Annotated in this window: 15 protein-coding genes; 5 read left to right on the plus strand and 10 right to left on the minus strand. The window is 31.3% G+C overall.

Features of this window, described 5'->3' with window-relative positions:
• Window positions 1-7: 7 nt before the first annotated feature.
• The 5 genes from prdB to D4Z93_RS07420 form a co-directional block, all read right to left on the minus strand.
• On the minus strand, window positions 8-733 hold the full coding sequence (prdB, locus tag D4Z93_RS07400) for a D-proline reductase (dithiol) protein PrdB (RefSeq protein WP_119971961.1): 726 nt from the start codon (window positions 731-733) through the stop codon (window positions 8-10).
• Window positions 734-745: 12 nt separating this feature from the next.
• The gene (locus tag D4Z93_RS07405; RefSeq protein ID WP_119971964.1) at window positions 746-1,192 is read right to left on the minus strand and encodes a CBO2463/CBO2479 domain-containing protein; all 447 of its coding nucleotides are present in this window, start codon (window positions 1,190-1,192) and stop codon (window positions 746-748) included.
• Window positions 1,192-2,973, minus strand: a complete 1,782-nt coding sequence (prdA, locus tag D4Z93_RS07410; protein ID WP_119971966.1) for a D-proline reductase (dithiol) proprotein PrdA — start codon at window positions 2,971-2,973, stop codon at window positions 1,192-1,194. The genes D4Z93_RS07405 and prdA overlap by 1 nt, the downstream gene beginning before the upstream one ends.
• A 118-nt stretch (window positions 2,974-3,091) precedes the next feature.
• On the minus strand, window positions 3,092-4,387 hold the full coding sequence (gene prdC, locus D4Z93_RS07415; RefSeq protein WP_119971969.1) for a proline reductase-associated electron transfer protein PrdC: 1,296 nt from the start codon (window positions 4,385-4,387) through the stop codon (window positions 3,092-3,094).
• 478 nt (window positions 4,388-4,865) lie between these two features.
• The gene (locus D4Z93_RS07420) at window positions 4,866-6,287 is read right to left on the minus strand and encodes a sigma 54-interacting transcriptional regulator (protein WP_119971971.1); all 1,422 of its coding nucleotides are present in this window, start codon (window positions 6,285-6,287) and stop codon (window positions 4,866-4,868) included.
• Between the two features lie 222 nt (window positions 6,288-6,509).
• Between D4Z93_RS07420 and D4Z93_RS07425 the strand changes: the two genes are divergently transcribed.
• The 4 genes from D4Z93_RS07425 (at window position 6,510) to D4Z93_RS07440 (ending at window position 14,348) form a co-directional block, all read left to right on the plus strand.
• Complete coding sequence (locus tag D4Z93_RS07425) at window positions 6,510-8,672, plus strand: YhgE/Pip domain-containing protein (RefSeq protein WP_119971974.1); 2,163 nt, start codon at window positions 6,510-6,512, stop codon at window positions 8,670-8,672.
• Window positions 8,673-8,700: 28 nt separating this feature from the next.
• The gene (locus D4Z93_RS07430; protein ID WP_119971976.1) at window positions 8,701-10,863 is read left to right on the plus strand and encodes a YhgE/Pip domain-containing protein; all 2,163 of its coding nucleotides are present in this window, start codon (window positions 8,701-8,703) and stop codon (window positions 10,861-10,863) included.
• A 636-nt stretch (window positions 10,864-11,499) separates the two neighbouring features.
• Window positions 11,500-11,775 (plus strand): ArsR/SmtB family transcription factor, encoded by a 276-nt coding sequence (locus D4Z93_RS07435; RefSeq protein ID WP_119971979.1) that lies wholly within the window; start codon window positions 11,500-11,502, stop codon window positions 11,773-11,775.
• Window positions 11,776-11,867: 92 nt separating this feature from the next.
• A complete protein-coding gene (locus D4Z93_RS07440) occupies window positions 11,868-14,348 on the plus strand; it encodes a CoA-disulfide reductase (RefSeq protein ID WP_119971982.1) in 2,481 nt (826 codons plus the stop codon).
• Between the two features lie 152 nt (window positions 14,349-14,500).
• Here the strand turns inward: D4Z93_RS07440 and D4Z93_RS07445 are convergent, their stop codons facing one another.
• From D4Z93_RS07445 to gap, 4 genes are all read right to left on the minus strand, one after another.
• A complete protein-coding gene (locus D4Z93_RS07445; RefSeq protein ID WP_119971984.1) occupies window positions 14,501-15,238 on the minus strand; it encodes an alpha/beta fold hydrolase in 738 nt (245 codons plus the stop codon).
• A 23-nt stretch (window positions 15,239-15,261) separates the two neighbouring features.
• Window positions 15,262-15,534 (minus strand): hypothetical protein, encoded by a 273-nt coding sequence (locus D4Z93_RS07450; protein WP_119971986.1) that lies wholly within the window; start codon window positions 15,532-15,534, stop codon window positions 15,262-15,264.
• 25 nt (window positions 15,535-15,559) lie between these two features.
• Window positions 15,560-17,233, minus strand: a complete 1,674-nt coding sequence (locus tag D4Z93_RS07455; RefSeq protein ID WP_119971989.1) for a glutamine--tRNA ligase/YqeY domain fusion protein — start codon at window positions 17,231-17,233, stop codon at window positions 15,560-15,562.
• A 265-nt stretch (window positions 17,234-17,498) separates the two neighbouring features.
• Entirely contained in the window at window positions 17,499-18,554 is a 1,056-nt protein-coding gene (gene gap / locus D4Z93_RS07460; protein ID WP_119971992.1) for a type I glyceraldehyde-3-phosphate dehydrogenase, read from the minus strand.
• Between the two features lie 378 nt (window positions 18,555-18,932).
• On the opposite strand from gap, the gene gltX reads away from it, so the two are divergent.
• Window positions 18,933-20,393, plus strand: a complete 1,461-nt coding sequence (gene gltX / locus D4Z93_RS07465; RefSeq protein ID WP_119971995.1) for a glutamate--tRNA ligase — start codon at window positions 18,933-18,935, stop codon at window positions 20,391-20,393.
• 32 nt (window positions 20,394-20,425) lie between these two features.
• Here gltX and D4Z93_RS07470 read toward each other — a convergent pair whose 3' ends face one another.
• Window positions 20,426-21,841 carry an FAD-binding oxidoreductase gene (locus D4Z93_RS07470; protein WP_119971997.1) on the minus strand — a complete coding sequence of 472 codons (1,416 nt, stop codon included), beginning with the start codon at window positions 21,839-21,841 and terminating at the stop codon, window positions 20,426-20,428.
• Window positions 21,842-21,880: the final 39 nt, after the last annotated feature.

The raw sequence follows: 21,880 nt of genomic DNA on the forward strand, positions 1-21,880 counted from the left end.
AAACAATTTATACGTTATGACGATATTCATAAGGTAATATTTTTGTTGAATTAAAGCTTGGACAATCACGAACCCATTCTAAGGATTCCTTTACAATTGCTGTCTGCATTTCAACATTATTTGGTTCTCCGGCATTTGATCCTATTGGTACATGTGGAGCTGTAATTCTAGGTGCTCCCTGCTGTCTTGCAATTGGAGGCAATGCAGCAATTACACAACAACTCATACCTGCTTCTTCACAACATCTAGTAACAATTGTTGCTGAACGATGGCAAGTTCCGCATCCACCTGTGCAAAGAACAACATCTACACCCTGTTCCTTTAATTTGCGGGCAATTTCCGGACCTGTCTCATTCTTGAATTTTTCAACATTTCCGCCGCCGCCCATAAATGTATAAGTCTCTTTAGGCAAAGAGCCAATGAATCCTGCATCTAATAATTCATGAAGACGATCTATAGGAAACATAGCATTAACATCCTTATTGATATCAGAGTTATCAAATCCACCATGTGTTACCATCAGTTTATCAGATGGTGTATCAAATGGAATTACACGATAAGAGAAATCACCAGATGTATTAAATGGTGTCTGGTCTTTTTTATGAATTCCACCTGCTGTAATAAAAGCGACCTTGCATTCATTTAATGGTTTTTTTAATTCTGTAAATACTGGTTTTGGTGTAACCGGTACAAAGATTTCGGATTGCATCCCTTTTTTTGTTGTTAATTTCATTGTTCTTCCTCCTTAAATTGATTTTGCTGGAATATCCCGTTTGCCAATTACTTTCAAACAACTAAAATAAAATTCTACATTTTGTCCTTCTTTCATTGTAACTGGCGTAAATACCCAGCGCCGTGGTACTCCTATGGTTCCCAAATTATTCATTATTGCCACCTCTATGGCAGTATCATTTACTTGTGTTATTTTTCCTCCCAATAAACATGGAGTTATCTCATGATCTGTTTTCATGTCAGAACAGTCATAGTCATACGGGTCTTCTACCACCTGAATATAACTGAAATAAAATTCCATCTCATGACCAATTGCCAGAGTTTCATCACTTATAATCAGGTGTTTTGGAACCGTAATAACTCCCAAACGCCCATGAAGATGAACCTTCACCTTATCCTCATACACTTCTTTCACGAGCCCTCCCATTTTTACGGGATTAATTATATAATCACAATCCATTAATGCAATGTTCCACTTTCAACAAGCTTTGTTTCTGGGAGCCCTAAGATACTGTTGTTTGCATTAATAACATCATTATTCCATTTCTTTTTAGCTGGCTTGATTTCTATGCCTTCCATCTTATTCTTAAGCATCTGTATTGCACGTGCAGCTACTTCTGGAGTTACGCATGAGCAGCCTGCAATATCATTTTCAAATCCGCCCTTATCCATATTTTCTTCAACCATTGCTGTAGCATATTCATTACCAACTACCAATTGTCCCTGATATGCACAGAAGGATACACCAACTACCGGAATACCTCTCTTTCCAGCCTGTCCAATATGCTGAATAAAATCGATATGGTTATTTCCAAAACCTTCTGTTGTAATTATGACACCGTCAAGATCCAGTGATTCAAGCATAGAACCAAGTCTCTCAGATACCCATAACTTTTCATCATTAACCTGTGGTGAACCAATAAAGACAACACCTACGAGATCCAACTCATCATCTTTTGCCAGTTTTTCTACAAGAGGTTCTCTAATGTAATGACGTGTCATTTCTTTTGTTGCAGGTCCAATACAAGTTAATGCATGTATAGATCCGTCTCTTACCTGATTTGGTGTTAATATAATTGGAACATTGCCACAGTCTACATTCTTCTGTCCACCGAGAACTCCAGAAGGCTCATTTGGGCATATAACATTATCATGCATAGCTCCCTGTCCCATAATTTCTTTTATTAATACTACACGGGGATTTCCTTCTCTGCGCACATCTTCACAGATTTCTTCATTAACAACTTCACCTTCATACTTTTTCAGTTGATCACGAACTTCCTGAATAATGTAATCCTGGCATTTATGTGCTGCAAATGGTCCTGGTCTTGTCATACCTGACAATCTCTGAACAACTGCGTGGCAGCGGATAATAATATCATTTTCATCTGCGCATCCCGGATGTCCAAAATACATCTTCTCATCCAAATATCCTTCGGAAGAACCAAACTCATGAATCTGTACGCCATCTTCGTCTACACCGGTAAGCATGAATACAACACCATCAGCAACCTTTGTAATACCTTCACCAAGCTCGCCCTCAACTTTTGTAGCAATTGGGCAAACATCCATGATTGTATCTGTATATATATGTCTTTCATTTGGATGAATAACATCTAACTTAAGACTCTTGCAAAGAACATCTTTTTTTACTGCACTCTTAACAATACCTTCATCTATTGTAATAACACCATCTTTAATAGAAGTTTTCTTGCCAAGTTTTACATCTGAAATTTTAATATGCTTTTTTACAAGTTTATGAATAACCTTTTTCTCTCCACTTTTTTCTGCTGCTTCAGGGGATACTGCAGGTGCTGTTCCGGCAAACACTGGTACATCCAGTTTTAAGCCTTCAAATTTTTCTGCTTTTCCAATTTCAATGTGAATCATTCCATTACCTCCTACTGACTGGATTTCCGAAGCTTCTTTGCTTTCCTGTGCTACTTCAGACTCATTTACTTCTTCTATTTCTTCTGCTTCTTCTACTTCGTTGACCTTATCAAGTACATCTTTTGTAATCGGTGTAAGAGCCTCAACATCCTTCGTCAGTGTGCTCCCGACTACCTGCTCAATACGCAGACCATCTGAACTCAATTTTAAGAGACCAGCTTCCTGCATATCTTCAAATAATTCCGGATCTTCTAGATCTGCTGCACCAATAACCAAACCTTTTTCTCTTCTGCAGCAAAATATTGCAGGATCTTTCAAGTGTTTCTGCAATGTTTCTTTTGTAATAGACATTTTGATTCCTCCCTGCTATTCTTTTCTAAATCTTCTTATCATTTTATAATTAACGGGCAATACCCGTCAGTAAAATAATAAGCCTGCAATTTTAAATAAGAACATTTTTAATTCCTCCTTATATTTCTTTTCTAAATTTTCTTATCATCTTATGATTAACAGCACGCATTGCACCGTCAGTACAATGGTAAACCGGTAATTTCAACTGTGGGGCACATGACATTACAGTATTGGTACAGTCTGTACAGTTGCTGATCAGCACAGCCTGTGCTCCTGCTTTCTTTAATGCCATTACCTTTTGCACCTGTCCGGGACATTTCCCTGGATTCTCACATTTCCGGGTATTTTTAACTTGTTTTGCCTGTTTACAATATTCAACTCCTACTACATCGGAACCCATGCTTGATGCCTGTTCTTCAAGGCGTTCTTTATTTGCACCACAGGCACAAACCAAAAGTCCAATCTTTGATGGTCCCGGCATAAAATTCTCAGCTGCAATAATTCCTCCAGTTGTTTTAATAACTGGTGCTTTCAAAGAAGTTCTCTTACCAGTAAATGGGCCTCCCATGATCAATTCACCATATTCTTCACCAAGTCCCCCCGCCATTTCAAACGTTTTCATTACACTCGTTCCAAGCGGAACATCCAGTAATACATGAATAGATGCATTTTCCTTCAGCTTTCCAGCTACCGTCATATCCTTATCAATGAGGGGCTTTTTATCCTCTACCGCCTCCCTTATGCGAAACACAGTTTCTGTATTAATAACTACTGCATTTGCTGCCATCGGAAGTTTCTCTGGTTCCAGAAGAATTCCAAGCGTCTCTCTTACAATTGCACGCTCCTCACCCATGGGATAAATATTATCCAATGCATGAACAGAAACCCGACTGTCTGTATTTGCCTTCTCAAGTTTTTTAATCACTTCTTTATGTATTCCTTTTATAGCTACAATCCCTTTTTCAGCATTGACAAGTTTCATTATTATATTCAGTCCATCCAGAAGCTTTTCCGGATCCCTGTCAATACGTGTTATATTGTGTGACAAAATCGGCTCACATTCTGCTGCATTAACAATTACCGTTCCCTTTTCTTTAAAACTGGTATTCAGTTTCGCATAGGTTGGAAATCCAGCACCTCCCAATCCTACAATTCCAGATTCTTCAATGAGCTCTCTTGGTGTTTTTCCTTGTAAACATATATATTTTTTAAAATCCGTATTTGATTCTTCAATTACAATTTGTTCAGAATCTACTGCTTTAACTTCACCATCTACACTGGAAAAAATATTACTTCCTAGTGCACCTTCTGGCCTTTTTGCTATCATTTGACCTCTTTTTACAAAATCATTTTCCTTAACCAGCACCCCGGATGTCACTCCAACATGCTGCCTGAGTGGAAAAACAAAATCCATTACTATACACCTACTTTCTGAAAAAAGCAAATAATTGCATAAATTATCATACACTATTTGATAAAAAAATAACTTTAATTTAAAATATTTTAATCATTTACACTTTATATTATAAGCAATTCATGTGCCAGTTAATATAAAAATCAATCTAAAGAAATATTTTACGCATAAAGTATTGCAAAATAAGCATTCTTTGACTTTATTAATATATAAAATATAATCGATAAATTTCTTGTTTGTTAAAAAATTGTCCAATTTTATACAATATCTTTTTAAAATATACAATTATTATCTCAAGTATACTGTTACTGCTGCTTTCAATAGAATAAAAATAAAGTGTCCATATTAATACAAATGTATTTATATGGACACTTTCAAGATAAACAGAATTTAAAAATACTGATATACCTAAAAAAATTTTAATATATTTTACACATGACACCTCATGTGCTCGGATAAATAATTTTACCCAATTCCTTCAAAAGCGCTGATTTTCTGAACAATCTGAAGATTTTATTTTATACTTTTGCAATTTATGATACAATGTAGCTCTTGGTATATTCAGCAAACTTGCTGCCTTAGATTTATTATTTTTTGTTAAATTTAAAGCTTTTATTATATTATCCATTTCGAGTTTCTTTATGGCTTCAATTAGGTCTAAGGGGTATTCCTTATAAGAATCATTTTTCTTTAATTCAGAAATAATATAATCTGGAATAGAATTTTTTTGTATAATCCCATTTGTTGTTGTAATAACAATACGTTCAATAACATTCATAAGCTCCCTTATATTACCTGGCCATCTGTATTCACTAAGAATACTCAGAGCCTCCTTTTGAATTTTTAATATATGTTTTGAATTTTCAGATGAAAATTTTTTAATAAAATGATCTATAAAAATTGGAATGTCTTCTTTTCTATCCCTAAGAGGAGGAAGACTGATTTCTGCAACATTTAACCTATAGAATAGATCTTCTCTAAATTTGTTTTGCTCTACCATCTTCCTTAAATCTTTATTAGTTGCTGATATTACCCGTAAATCGAGTTTGATACTCTTTTCTCCACCAAGTCTTACAATTTCTCTTTCCTGCAGTACTCTAAGCAATTTTGCCTGCATATGCAATGGCATATCTCCCATCTCATCGAGAAAAATAGTACCTTCATTTGCCATCTCAAATATACCAATTTTCCCTTTTTTACTAGCACCAGTAAAAGCTCCTGAACAATATCCAAAAAATTCGCTTTCAAAAAGTTCTGAAGGGATCGCACTGCAATTTACCGGAACAAAAAGACCTTTCCTTCCACTTAACTCATGAATTCCCCTAGCAAAAACTTCTTTACCTGTTCCACTTTCTCCTGTGATCATAACACTTGCATGAGTTGGTGCAATTTGCCTGGCCATTTCAATTTTTTTTACTATATTAGGACTTTTCCCAATAATATCACCAAAAATTCCTGAAAACTTTTTCACTTCGTTTTTAAGAAAAATAAGCTTTGAATTTGCATCTTCAAGCTCCGCATACAATTTTTTTACCTCTGCGTAATCTCTGTCTGTTGATACTGCCCCTTTAAACACACCTTTTATATATAATGGCATAGAATTTGCAAGTATATAAGAACCTTTTCTAGGTGAATGATACTTGTTTTCGATTGAAACTCGAGTTTTTCTGACATTATTCACAATTGCATTAGGAAAGAATTTCTCAATACCTTTTCCTATAATTTGATCATAGCTAATATCATACAATTTTTCTGCAGCTTTGTTCCAAATAACTACAATTCCATCTTCATTTATTACACAAACAGCTTCATAAATGCAATCCCCAATAGATTTTAGAATTGTGTAATCTATACTGCTAAATTCTTTTTTTAAATATGTTTTTTTCAATCCACCTTCCATATCATCTCTCCATTCTACACAATATTCTCAGCTACCTTTAATCTTACATTAAATAAAAAACAAATTCAATTATGATATCTGCTTCAAGGATTTGACGCCTAAATTCCAATAAAACTTGGAATATACTAATTTACAAAAACTTTATAAAATACTGACATAGATGAAGTCGTTATAAAATAAATTAATATAAATAACTTGCATCATAAATAGGAGGATCCACTTATGTTAAAACACATAATTAAAATTTTTAAAAAAGATATGAAAAATGTATTTAAGAACCCAATAACAACTTTAATTGTTACAGGTGTATGTATTCTTCCTTCTCTATATGCATGGGTTAACATAAAGGCCTGCTGGGATCCATACGGAAACGCAAAAAATATTCCTGTTGCCATAGTTAACGAAGATAATGGCATAAACATTATGGGAAAATATATAAATGCCGGCAATAAAATAGTTGAAAAATTAAAAAATAATCATAAAATAGGATGGAAATTTGTTAATTCAAAAAATGCAGATATGGGAATCGTTGATGGTACATATTATGCAATTATAAAAATTCCTGCAAATTTTTCAAAGGACTTAACTAGCTTAACATCACCCTCACCTACAAAACCTGAAATCGAATATAAAGTAAATACCAAAAACAGCCCTGTAGCTATCAAAATAACTGATTCAGCAAGAAATTCTTTAACAGACCAAATAAAATCAAACTTTGTATATACAGTAAATGAAAGTATATTTTCTTCACTAAATCCAATTGCAAAGGACATATACTCTAATAAACAAAGTATTATAAATTTAAAAGATTCAATAATAAAACTAAGTGATAATATAGATATTATATCTAATATTTTATCAAGCATAAATAGTAACTCAAATGGATTAAATTCTATACTCAAGAACATAGAATCAACTATCCCATTATCAAATTCAAATATATCCTCAATTGAAGATAATAATTATAGTACTAATTCATCAATATTATCAATTCAATCCGAAATGAATGATTCTTTTTCTAATATTGAATTAAATTTAGAAACAGCAAAATCAGATATATGCAGAATTCAAGAATTAATACAAACATTAAATTTATCATCCTCGAATTCAAAACATATAAATGTAGACATTACAATTGATAAAATAGAAAATGAAATTGATATATCGTATAATAGAATTTCCCGCATAATTAACTTTCTAACAAAAGTTAATTATGTTATTAAGAATGTGCATATATCTAATTTTATAAATTCAATGAAAAATATAAAAAACACACTTAGTTCAGAAAAAAATAAAATAAACAATATAAAGCAGCAATTTGATAACACAGCTAATATAAATAAATCACTTCTAGATTCCACAGCAAATGATATTGCAAATCTTTATAATAAATTAACAGATGAAATTTACGACTATAACAATAACGTTAAAAATAATTTAAATTTATTGTCAAATGAAATGATTGAGTCAACAAAACAAGCCTCATCACTTTTAGAATTATCAAAAAAATTTAATACTTATGGAGAAAACTCTATAAACACACTATTAAATGGAACTCAATTGACTGCTCAATCATCAAACAAATTAAATAACAGATTATATGATTTTAAAAATCAAATTAATAATCTGGCAAATAAACTTAAACTCACCAATAATAATGACATAATACAAATACTTACTATACTTCAAGATGATCCTTCCCTCATTGGAAATTTTATATCAAACCCTTTCAATATTAAAGAGCAAAATATATACACTATTTCAAACTTTGGATCAGCAATGGCTCCAGCATATACAACACTTGCAATATGGGTTGGTTCCATAGTACTTGTGGCAATTTTCAAAACAGATGCAGACAGATTTAAGGGAGACGAAAATTTCACCCCAAAAGAAAGATATCTTGGTAAAATGAGTACATTTATAGCTTTTGCATTAACTCAAGGTTTTGTCGTAGCATTTGGTGACAGATTTTTAATTAATGTTCAAATGGCTAATACATTCTTAGCAATAATAGTAGCTCTAATTTCAGCTTTTACATTTACTGTAATTACCTACACACTAGTTTCTATCTTTGGAAATGGTGGAAAAGCTATGTCTATAATTCTCATTATAACCCAGATTTTTGGGAGCGGTGCAACATACCCGATACAACTCGATCCGCATATATTTCAAATAATACAACCTTTATTGCCATTTACCTACTCTGTTAGTGGATTTAGAGAAGCTATTGCCGGACCTCTTGTAAGCTCTGTATTTATAGATTTCACATTTATGATATTGACATCGATATTCTTTATAATATTAGGTTTATTTTTAAAGAAACCGCTTCAGAATAAAATCTATAAGATAAAAACAAACTTAAAGAAATCTGGTATAGGTGATTGAATCAACATCACTTTTAGGAGGTAACATATTGAAAATAATACTTAAATTACTACAAAGAGATATTAAAAGCATAATAAAATATCCATCAGTATTTGCATTAATTTTATTACTGTGTTTCCTGCCATCTTCCTATGCCTGGATTAGCATTAAAACCTCATGGGATCCCTATTCAAACACAAGTAAAATGCCAATAGGAATTGTAAATAATGATACTGGTGCAAACTTTAAAGGTAAAAATATAAATGTTGGAAATGAAATTGTTAAAGATCTGAAAAAGAACAAATCTATAAATTGGATTTTTATAGATGATTGGCAGGGAAATTATAAACTTAATTCTGGAAAATATTATTCACTTATAGAAATACCTTCGGATTTTTCAAGTAAACTTTTAACACTAATCTCAACTTCTCCTGAAAAACCAAATATAATATATAAATCAAATGAAAAAATGAATGGAATAGCAACTAAAATTACGGACTCAGCAAAGGCTCAACTTGCGGATAATATAAAATCAACATTTATAGAAACAATTAATAAAGAAATTTTAAAAGAGTTAAACCCTAAAGGTAAGAAACTAGAAATAGACAAGCCTAAAATCCTACAACTTAAGGATGATTTACCTGGCTCTATAAACACAGTAAATCAAATAAAAAATCAAATATATAATGAAAATTCCGATTCTGAAAATTTAAATAACTATCTTGGTGAAATGCAGAGTAATAATTTACCAAAACTATCTAAAGAAATAAATAACCTTCACAATATTATATATCAAAGCAAAGATATTACTCTATTAACCAGGGATTCTCTAACCTCTATTCAGGAAAACTTAAAAAATGACATCAATGAAATGGAATCAAAAGAATATGAAATACAATCATTACTAAACAACATAAAAAATATAATTGATGAGAGTGGGGGATCTTCTATAAATCAAAATATCATAGATAATATGATATACTTAAATAATATTCTATTAACCAAAACAAATACAAATATTAAAATTTTAACTTCGATTAATGGAGTAATCCATTTAGATACCGTGAATGAACTAATAAATTCATTAGTAAAGTTAAGAAATAATTTAAATTCTGAAAACTATTATTTAGCGAACTTAAAAAAGTTAATAAATGATAATTCAACAAAAGATTCTATAAATGCAGTAATAGATAATCTTCTAGAACTCAACATACAAATATCTGACATCATAGTGAATTTTTCTAACGGATTTTATTCTGGAACATATAACACTTTAAATTTATTATCAAATACATTAACATCAAACTTAGATAGAATAGATTCTTCCCTAGATATAATTCAAGGACTCAAACCTGAGTTAAATACAATGGCAAGCTTAGGTATAACAAACAACAATAATTTAGTTGATCAAAGAAATAATATTGACAAAAAACTAACTGATATTAAAGATAAGTTAAATAATCTTTATAGCAAAATGAATTATATAAATGACAGTAATTTAAATTCAATAATCAATATAATGGAGAAGAATCCTGACACTATATCAAATTTTATATCATCACCTATTAAGGTTAAAAATGTTGAACTATATAATTCGGGATTATTTGGATATGGAGTAACTCCATTTTACACAACTCTTGCAATATGGGTTGGTGCACTTCTTCTATGTACCATACTAACAACAAAATGCAAAGATCTTGCAGGCAAACAAAAAACAACACTCACTCATAAATATTTTGCAAAATGCCTTTTATTTTTAATAATTTCAATTATACAAACTATAATTATAATACTTGGAAATATATTTATAGTCGGAGTAAATCCTGAAAATCCATGGCTTATGATAGGATTTGCACTTATCTGCAGCTTTACATTCACTATAATCATAACCACACTAGTTTTTTTACTTGGGAATATAGGGAAAGCCATTTCTGTTATAATAATGGTTTTTCAAATAGCGGGTGCAGGAGGTATATATCCTATAAAAACTTTACCTCAAATATTCGGAGTACTTGCTCCTTTATGGCCATTTACATATGCTATAAATGGTTTTAGAGAGGCAATAGCTGGTCCTATATGGGCCAATGTATTTAAAGATTCCTTCTATCTCATATCCTTTGCGGCTGCATTTTTACTTATATCTACATTAAAAAAGCCTTTACACAAATTAACGGAAAAATTCGAATGTGAATTTGAAAAATCTGATCTATAACAAAACATAATATGCATATATTGCGTATTAAGCATTACTCATAGATATATGGCTATAAGGACAAACTCAACTCACACAGCAGAGGTATACTTAGAAACTTTGGCACCCTAAAAAAGTTCTAACATCTCTAGGCTCGCCTTTTAAAAATTTAAGCAGATTATATAAACTCGTTTCACTCAAACGTATATAATCTACTAAAATTTTTCTAAAAGACTTCGCTAAGAGATGTAAAAAGCTTTTTAGATGTGCCTTCAGTTTCTAAGTATACCTCTGCAGCGTGAGTTAAATTTGTCCTTATAAGTTATATATTTAAACCAGGTTATATGCTTAATAAGTGAAATATCACCTTCAAGGGTTCTAGGGCAATCAACTCTGGTGATTTATACTATATTTTCAAGTCTTTCTAATAAATAAACTTTATTTTTGCTTTTCCAATTGTACACATCTTCCATATAGAAATTCTTTTTTAGTTCTTCATTAAACTTTTTATTTATCATTTTAACCCTAGTATCAATTTTATTTACAGTATTAACAAAAAAATCTGCAATTTATCTGTATTTTTAATTGATTTATGTATCGTTATATCGTAATATATAAATATAATGATTTAAAAAATATTTTACGAGGTATAAAACTATGGATAAGGATTTTACAAAATATGATGAAAAGGTAGAAATTCTTAAGGTATTAGCACACCCTATTAGACTATGTATTGTTAAGGGATTACTCGAAAAGGGAGAGTGCAATGTCAGCTATATGCAAGATTGCCTTGGAATACCTCAATCTACCTTATCTCAACATATACAGAAGTTAAGAACAGCAAAGATCATTGAAGGTAAACGAAATGGACTTGAAATTCACTATAAAATTTGTAATCCATTAGTTGTTAAATTACTTAAAGTTTTGTTCTAAATTTTATGTAAGCTTACGTTTAAAGCTATCTGAAAATGATTTTTAAGAACTTAATTAATAATAGAAATATACGCTTAAAGGGAGGAATTTTCATGAGTAAAAAAATATTAGTTGTTGGTGGGGTTGCAGGAGGAGCATCTACAGTTGCAAGACTTAGAAGATTAGATGAAAGTGCAGAAATAATAATGTTTGAAAGAGATGAGTATATATCTTTTGCAAATTGTGGTTTACCTTATTATATAGGTGAAACAATTAAAGAAAGAGAAAAGCTCCTAGTTCAAACACCTGAAAGTATGCATGATAGATTCAATATAGATGTAAGAATTAATAGTGAGGTTATTGGCATTGATGTTAACAAAAAGACAGTAAAAGTAAATAGTAAGAATAAAGGAATCTATGAGGAAAGTTATGATTATTTAGTTTTGTCTCCTGGTGCAAGGGCTATCAGACCAAACATAGAAGGTATAAACAGCAACAGAATTTTTACCTTAAGAAACATACCTGATACAGATAATATAAAATCATTAGTCGATAAAAAAGGTATAAAAAGTGCTGTTGTCATCGGTGGTGGTTATGTCGGTGTTGAAATAACAGAAAACTTAAATGAAAAAGATCTAAAGGTTACTTTAGTTGAGGCCGCACCTCATATTCTTGCACCATTTGATTCAGATATAGTGGTTACAGCTGAGAAAGAACTTGTAGAAAATGACATAAATTTAATATTAAATGATGGAGTGAAGTCCTTTAAAGATAATGGGAATAATATTGAAGTTACCCTAAATAGTAATACTAAAATTACTGCCGACTTAGTAATATTAGCTATTGGTGTAACTCCTGATACTAATTTTATAAAAGATAGTGGAATAAATCTTGGAGTTAAAAGCCATATATTAGTAAACAATAAGATGGAAACAAATATTAAAAATATTTATGCTGTTGGAGATGCAATTGAAGTAGTTGATTTTGTTAGCAAGCAAAATACTGCAATACCTTTAGCTGGACCAGCAAATAAACAGGGAAGAATAGCTGCAGATAATATAGCAGGACTAAATTCAACTTATAAAGGCACTCAAGGTACTGCAATAATTAAAATTTTTGACTTAACGGCTGCAAGTACAGGAAATAATGAAAGAACTCTAAAGAGACTAAATATACCTTACAAAGTTATTTATGTACATCCAGTATCTCATGCATCTTACTACCCTGATGCTCTTCCTCTAACATTGAAACTTATATTTAATGATGAAGGTAAAATTTTAGGTGCTCAAGCAATAGGTTATGATGGAGTTGATAAAAGAATTGATGTTATTGCTGCAACAATGAGACTTGGCGGCTCGGTATCAGATTTGACAGAACTTGAATTGTGTTATGCACCACCATTTTCTTCAGCAAAGGATCCTGTAAATATGGCTGGCTTTGTAGCTGAAAATGTCCTTTCTGGAAAAATGGAAGTTATTACTCCAGAAGAATATTCTAATTACAATAAAGAAAATACTATTCTTTTAGATGTACGTACAGACATAGAATTCAATAACGGTCATATTGAAGGTGCTTTAAACATTCCAGTAGATAACTTAAGAGAAAGACTTAAAGAACTGGATAAAAACAAGGAAATAATTGAGTATTGTCAGGTTGGTCTTAGAGGGTATGTTGCATCAAGAATATTATCTCAAAATGGATTTAAAGTTAAAAATATAACTGGCGGATACAAGAGTATGTCAATTTTAAATTTTACTCCTAAAAAATCCAAAGAAAGTAATACTGATTCTGAAAAACTAGTTTTAGACCAAGATACACAAGTTGTAAAGTCAAAATTAGCTCTAGATGATTTGAACTATGATAAAAGTCTTAATGCTTGTGGGCTTTGCTGTCCTGGTCCACTTATGCAAGTTAAAGCGTCTATAGATGATTTAACTGACGGTCAGATTATTAAGGTAACCGCTTCTGACCCTGGTTTTTACGAAGATATAAAAGCATGGTGCCAAAGAACTAACAATGAACTTGTTAACTTAAGTAAGAATAAAGGTAATATTACTGCCTTTATAAAAAAAAACAGTAATAAGACTAAAGTAAAAAATCATATTGAATCTACTGCAATTGTAAAAGATAATAAGACATTAGTTGTATTTAGTGGAGACCTGGATAAAGCAATAGCTTCCTTTATCATAGCAAATGGAGCTGCCTCAATGGGTAAAAAAGTTACTATGTTCTTTACATTCTGGGGATTAAATATTCTAAGAAAACATGAAAAGGTACCTGTAAAGAAAAGTCTTATGGATTCTATGTTTGGCTTTATGATGCCAAGAGGCAGTAAAAGGTTAAAGCTATCCAAAATGAACATGATGGGTATGGGTGGAAAAATGATAAGAATTATTATGAAAAATAAAAATGTAACCTCTCTTGAAGATCTAATTAAATCGGCCATAGATAGTGGTGTAGAGATAGTAGCTTGTCAAATGTCTATGGATGTTATGGGACTTAGCAAAGAAGAGCTTATCGATGGTGTTAAAATAGGCGGAGTTGGATATTATCTAGGCGAAGCTGAGGATTCAAATGTTAACTTATTTATCTAATTGGATTCAAATATGTTTTACTTAATTTAAACTATAAAACTTAAAACTCAAGTAGTCTCATTAACGAAACCACTTGAATTTTAAGTTTATTTTATATTTATCAGCCTTCAACAATGCTTAATACGTAATATACACATTTAGTTAACTATTTATTAGGCATACAAATCCAGCCATTCAATCGCCGATTTAAGCATTCCAACTGTGACATAATGATTCAATCTCGCTATCTTGTCAAATTTCAAAATTTCTGGTGTTTTTTTATACAATGGTATAATTTTATTATAAAAATAGTTCTGTATTGAAATTGGGACTATTTCATCAGCTTCTCCATGTAAAATAAATATAGGTCTTAAATTATCTTCTCTCATTAATTTAGTTAGAGGATCATATTTTTTTATCATATAGTCATCTTCTTCAGATATTCTAAAATTCTTATCTGCTTTAGTTAATTCACCTACTGCCATATTATAAGAAGTTCCACCATTAAAGCAAACCATTGTTTTAATACTCTTATAATTTGCAAATATTCCAGATGCGATAAACCCACCCATCGAATGTCCCATTACAGCTACACTATTCCCATCTATATTAAATTTTTGCTGTACTTCCTCAAAGATATCTTTAAATTCATCTATTGATTTAAATATTGTCTTAAAAAAATATTCTTTTCCAATTTCAAAATCATTATAATCTAAGCTTCCTCGTTCTCCATGATGAATGGAATCTGGCATGATAACTCTATACCCAAATTTTGAAAGTATTTCTCCAGTAAATATATGATTCTCTTTACAAGAACTCCATCCATGATAAAAAAATACGGTTGATGTATTTTTATCTTCATTACATGGTGAAAATACAAGACAAGGAATATTGTTAAGTAATGTCTTCATCTTACGCCCCCTTTAATCTATTATTAAGCTTTTTCGTCATTAATTTCCTCTATTACAAACTTATCAAATTTTGTTTTATCTATGAAATTATTCAGATTAAATACAGTTTTATGTCTTTTATTATACTCATCCACATTGCATGGAAGCCAATAAGGTTTTTCTATATCAAATTTATCGCATAACTCTACAATACAGGCTTTAAGATTTTCCTGATAGGTGTCATCTATATTAGAAATAGCTACATAATCATCGAGTATTTTATTATCTTTAACGATTTTACCCCATATTCTAATCATATCTTCTCCTCAAAATTATAAATAATTACTTTTTATCTATTTTAAAAGAACTCTTTAAAGATACTATTCTATTAAACACCAGTTTATTATTTTCAGTATATTTAGGATCTACATTGAAAAATCCTATTCTTACAAACTGAAATTTATCTTGTGGCTTTGCATTCTTTACATAAGGTTCAACAAATCCATGAAGCACCTCAAGTGAATTTGGATTTACAAAATCTAAAAATGACTTATTTTCATCCTCAGATTCTTTAAGTGCTTCATCAAGTATTAAAGGTTCATATAGTCTAAATTCTGCCGGTACTGCATTTGATGCCTCAACCCACTGAATTGTACCTTTAACTTTCCTTCCTTTAAATCCGGAACCACTTTTTGTCTCCGGATCATAAGTACAATGAAGTTCCACTACATTGCCGTCATCATCTTTTATAACTTCATTACATTTCACAAAGTATGCATTTTTTAATCTGACTTCATTTCCTTTATATAATCTATAATACTTTTTAGGTGGATTTTCCATAAAATCAGCACTGTCTATATATATTTCCCTTGAAAATGGTATCTCTCGCACACCCGCATTAGGATCATCAAGGTTATTTTCTGCTGTAAGCATTTCTATTTTTCCTTCAGGATAATTCGTTATGATAACCTTTATAGGTTTCATAACTGCCATAGTTCTTGGAACCTTCGGAAGTAAATCCTCTCTTACAAAATGCTCTAACATTCTTTCATCAACTATGCTGCTCGCTTTTGCTACGCCAATTTCCCTGCAAAAGTTTCTTACTGCTTCTGGAGTATATCCTTTTCTCCTTAAACCGGCAATGGTTGGCATACGAGGGTCATCCCATCCATCTACATAATTTCCATCAACCAGCGACTTCAGTTTCCTCTTACTCATAACAGTATTAGTTAAGTTTAACCTTGCGAATTCATATTGATGTGGCCTGTTCTCCATCTCGCACTCATTTATAATCCAATCATATAATGGCCTATGGTCTTCAAATTCCAATGTACAAATTGAATGGGTAACACCTTCTATAGCATCTTCTAATGGATGTGCAAAATCATACATAGGATATATACACCATTTATCCCTGGTATTATGGTGTTCTGTATGAGATATACGATATAAAATAGGATCCCTCATATTTATGTTTGGAGATGACATATCAATTTTAGCCCTAAGTACCTTCTCTCCATCTTTAAATTCGCCTTTCTGCATACGACTGAATAAACTTAAGTTTTCATCAATCGATCTATTTCTATAAGGACTTTCTGTGCCAGGTTCAGTTAGAGTTCCTCTATATTCTCTAATTTGATCAGATGTCAAATCGCATACATAGGCCTTCTCCTTCTTTATCAAAAGAATTGCCCTTTTATACATCTCATCAAAATAATCTGAAGCAAAACACATATTGTCCCAATCATAACCGAGCCATTTAACATCTTCCTTAATTGATTTAACATATTCTGTACTTTCTTTTAAAGGATTTGTATCATCAAAACGTAAATTCGTTTTTCCGTCAAATTCATCTGCCAGTTCGAAATTAAGTATTATGGATTTTGCATGACCTATATGTAAATAACCATTTGGCTCTGGTGGAAAACGGGTTATCACCTGCTTGCATCTTCCTTCTTTCAAATCCTCTGCAACAATATTTCTTATAAAATTCGTTTTACCTTGAGTGTTTTCCATTATTGTCCTCTCCCTTTATATAAAGTTATTTATATTTCTGACTTCATTGAAATAAATATACCATAAAACAACAGCTTTTTCTATAAGCTGCATTTTAATGATACTCTTATCCATTATATTTATTTCCAGCATAATAAAATTAATTCATAAAACGCTTTAATTTATATCTATTATTATAGCATATAAAAATACGATATAACTCGATTTAAGTTATATCGTATAAATCTTAATGTTTATAAAATTAAAAAAGAATTGTATAAATACTTTAAGCAATATTTACCTTTTCCTTACTTAGCTTTTCCTTACTGCATTTCATAAGATTAGCTATATAATTTACTAAATCAACAACCCTGCATGAATAACCCCACTCATTATCATACCATGAAACTACTTTCACCATATTATCGCATATAACCATGGTAGATAATCCATCAATTATAGATGATCTCTCATCTCCTCTATAATCTATAGATACCAATGGTTCTTCTGAATACCCTAATATTCCTTTCATACTTCCTTCTGATGCTTCCTTAAGCACATCATTAACTTCATCTCTAGTTACAGGTCTTGATAATTCACAAACCAAATCTGTTAATGAAACAGTTGGTGTAGGTATTCTTACTGAGAATCCATTTAATTTTCCCTTAAGCTCTGGTATAACCTTTTCGGTTGCTTTAGCAGCTCCCGTAGTAGTTGGTATTATTGATTCTCCTGCAGCTCTTGCCCTTCTTAAATCTTTATGCGTCTTATCCAAAATTCTCTGGTCATTAGTATAGGAGTGTATTGTTGTCATAAGCCCTTTTACTATACCAAATTTATCATTTAACACTTTAGTAAAAGGTGCAAGACAATTTGTAGTACATGATGCATTAGAAATTATATTATGCTTATCCATATTGAGCTTTCCTTCATTAACACCCATTACTACTGTTATATCTTCTCCCTTTGCCGGTGCTGTTAAGACAACCTTCTTGGCTCCAGCTTTTAAATGCTTGCTTAAGTCCTGCTTAGTTTTAAATTTTCCAGTAGATTCTATGACCATATCTATTCCAAGTTTACCCCAAGGTAAATTTTCAGGGTCATCTTCCCTAAATACCCTTATTTTATTTCCATTAACTATAAGGAAATTATCATCAATTTCTATACTTCCATTAAACTTACCATAGCAAGAATCATACTTAAATAAATGTGCTAATGTTTCATTATCCGCTCTCGCATTTATAGCAACAATTTCTACTTTCGAATCCAAGTTATTTTGTGCAATCCTTAGAACTGCTCTTCCTATTCTCCCAAAACCATTGATAGCAATTTTTATAGACATATTTATTCCCTCCGTCTTGAATAGTGTATACTTTTTTTATTTAGCGCTCATATATATGTCTTTTTTAAATATATGTGATACACTATATATATCAATAATATATATATATGTCAATTTCCCTTAAAATGATTTTAAGGAAACTATATTTATTTTTCATCATATATCTTTAAATTTCAATAGCATACATAAACATATTAATTATGATATATTTTTCAGCCAATTGTCCTAATTTCAAATTAAAATAATGGATTAAAACAAATAGATTTACCTTGACACAGATTAGCCATTATTATATTATTTAATAGAAATATAATTTTGTACTTATGCCTTTCATCAGCTGATGGGAGGTTTTTATTTTAAATAACAGGGGTGAACAATATGAATAAAGTTAGAACTAGATTTGCACCAAGTCCAACTGGATACATGCATGTTGGAAACTTGAGGACAGCTTTGTACACTTATTTAATAGCAAAACATAACAATGGAGACTTCATACTAAGAATTGAAGATACAGATCAGGATAGATTTGTAGAAGGTGCTTTAGATATCATTTATAATACTTTAGAAATTACCGGGCTTAAACACGATGAAGGTCCTGATATCGGAGGTCCTGTTGGTCCATATGTTCAAAGCGAAAGAAACTCAAATGGAGTATACCTTGAATATGCAAAAAAATTAGTAGAAAAAGGAGAAGCCTACTACTGTTTTTGTTCCAAAGAAAGATTGGATGAACTAAAGAATAAATGTGAAGCATCGGGTAAAGTATATAAATATGATAAACATTGTTTAAGTCTGTCAAAATCAGAAATTGAAGAAAAATTAGCTGCTGAAATTCCGTATGTAATAAGACAAAATAATCCTGAAACTGGGACCACAACTTTTGAAGACGAAATTTATGGAGATATAACGGTTGATAATTCTGAACTGGATGATATGATACTTATAAAATCAGATGGATTTCCTACATATAATTTCGCAAATGTTGTAGATGATCATCTAATGGGTATAACACATGTTGTTCGTGGAAGCGAATATCTTTCATCCGCGCCGAAATATAACAGACTTTATAATGCTTTCGGATGGGATATTCCAGTGTACGTTCACTGTCCTCCAATAATGAAGGATATACATAATAAATTAAGTAAGCGAAATGGAGATGCTTCTTTTGAAGATCTTATGAAAAAAGGATACCTTAAGGATGCTATATTAAATTACATAGCTTTACTTGGCTGGAATCCCGGGACTGAAAAAGAAATCTTTAGCTTAAATGAATTGGTTGAAATTTTTGATTACAAAAGTATAAATAAATCACCTGCTATATTTGATAATGTGAAATTAAAATGGATGAACGGTGAATACATAAAGAAACTTACAATTGAGGAATTCAATAAACTTGCACTTCCATATTATAAACAAGTTATAAAAAAAGATCTTGACTTTTTAAAGATAAGTGATTTACTTCATAAAAGAATTGAGATTTTTAGTGAAATACCTGAAATCGTAACTTTCTTTGAAAGCTTACCTGAATACTCAGCTGATTTATATGTTCACAAAAAAATGAAAACAACATTTGAAAATTCACTTGAAAGTCTCGAAAAAATACTTCCAAAACTCGAGTCTATAGATGACTGGTCATTTGAAAATATAGAAAAGGCATGTATGGATTTAGTTTCCGAACTCGGAGTTAAAAATGGAATAGTTCTATGGCCTGTAAGAACTGCTGTTTCCGGTGAAAAGGTATCTCCTGGTGGAGCCTATGAAATAGCTGAAATACTTGGAAAATCCGAGACCATAAACAGAATAAAGATTGGAATAGATAAACTAAAAGCAGTTCAATAAAAAATAGACGGCAAATAATGCCGTCCATTTTTTTATTCACAAACTTTTCCAGGATTTAATATGTTTTTAGGATCGAAGGCTAATTTTATTCTATTCATAAGCTGTCTTTGTTCCTCGCCTATTGATTTGAACAAATATGGTCTTTTAGCATACCCTATTCCATGTTCACCAGATACCTTTCCACCTAACTCTGTTGATTTTTCATACATACAATCAAATACTTCTGATAATTTCTTATCCCATTCTTCCTTTGAGAGATCATCCCTAAGTACATATATGTGTAAATTTCCATCACCGGCGTGACCAAAATTTTTAATCCTTACATTAAATTTTTCTTGAAGTTCATATGTGTAATTTATAAATTTAGCTACATCATTTCTAGGTACACATACATCACATTCATCTATCTCAGTTGTAGATGCCTTTACTGCTTCAAGAAATGCACCTCTAGCTGACCAGATTCCTTCCTTCCTTTCATCTGTATCCGCTATTAAGATATCTATTGCCCCTTCATCCAGGCAAATTTTAGCAACATTTTCGTAATCTTTTTCTATATCTTCTTTACTGTTTCCGTCAAAAGTCAAAAGTAAATAAGCGTCGGCTGAATTGTCAGGGAATTTCTTACCCAAAAACTCTTCGGCGGCAAGTATAACATCCCTTTCCATAAACTCTATTGATGTAGGTATGGATTTAGATTTTATAATTTTAGGAACAGTTTCAATAGCTTTATCTAATGTTTTAAATGGTATCAAAAGGCTTATTGATTTTTTAGGGAGTGGCATTAATTTTAAAATTACTTTTGTAATTATCGCAAGAGTTCCCTCTGAACCACAAATTAAATCTTTTAGACTATATCCAGAACTGCTCTTAACTGTCTTGCCGCCAAATTCCATTATACTTCCATCAGGTAATACTACCTCAAGACCTCTAACATAATCTCTTGTTACTCCATATTTTACGGCTCTCATACCACCGGCATTTGTACTTATATTTCCACCAATCGTTGCTGATTTTTCACCTGGATCTGGTGGATAAAATAAATCATGATCTTCTACATACTGTCCTATTTCCATCAAAAGTACTCCCGGTTCTAATGTAAGTGTTAAATTTTCTTCATCAAGTTCAAGTATTTTATTCATTTTGGACAAATCCATCATTATTCCACCGTGTATTGGAACAGATGCTCCAACTAATCCTGTACCTGATCCTCTTGCAACTACTGGTATGTTATTTTCATAAGCATACTTCATTATTTTTGAGACTTCCTCTGCTAATAATACATCCAAAAGAATATCTGGCTTTTTACTTACTCCACCTAATTCATCATGGCTAAAATCTTCACTTATATCTTCTCCTGAAAAAGCCCTTTCTTTACCTACTATTGAAGTCAAATAATCTATATCATTTTTATCCAATTTTTTATACTTTGTATCACAAATACAAGCCATTTTTTCTACCTCCTAATACGATAATTTAGTAATTTCTGC

The sequence above is a fragment of the Clostridium fermenticellae genome (assembly GCF_003600355.1).
In the GTDB taxonomy this organism is placed as follows: domain Bacteria; phylum Bacillota; class Clostridia; order Clostridiales; family Clostridiaceae; genus Clostridium_AV; species Clostridium_AV fermenticellae.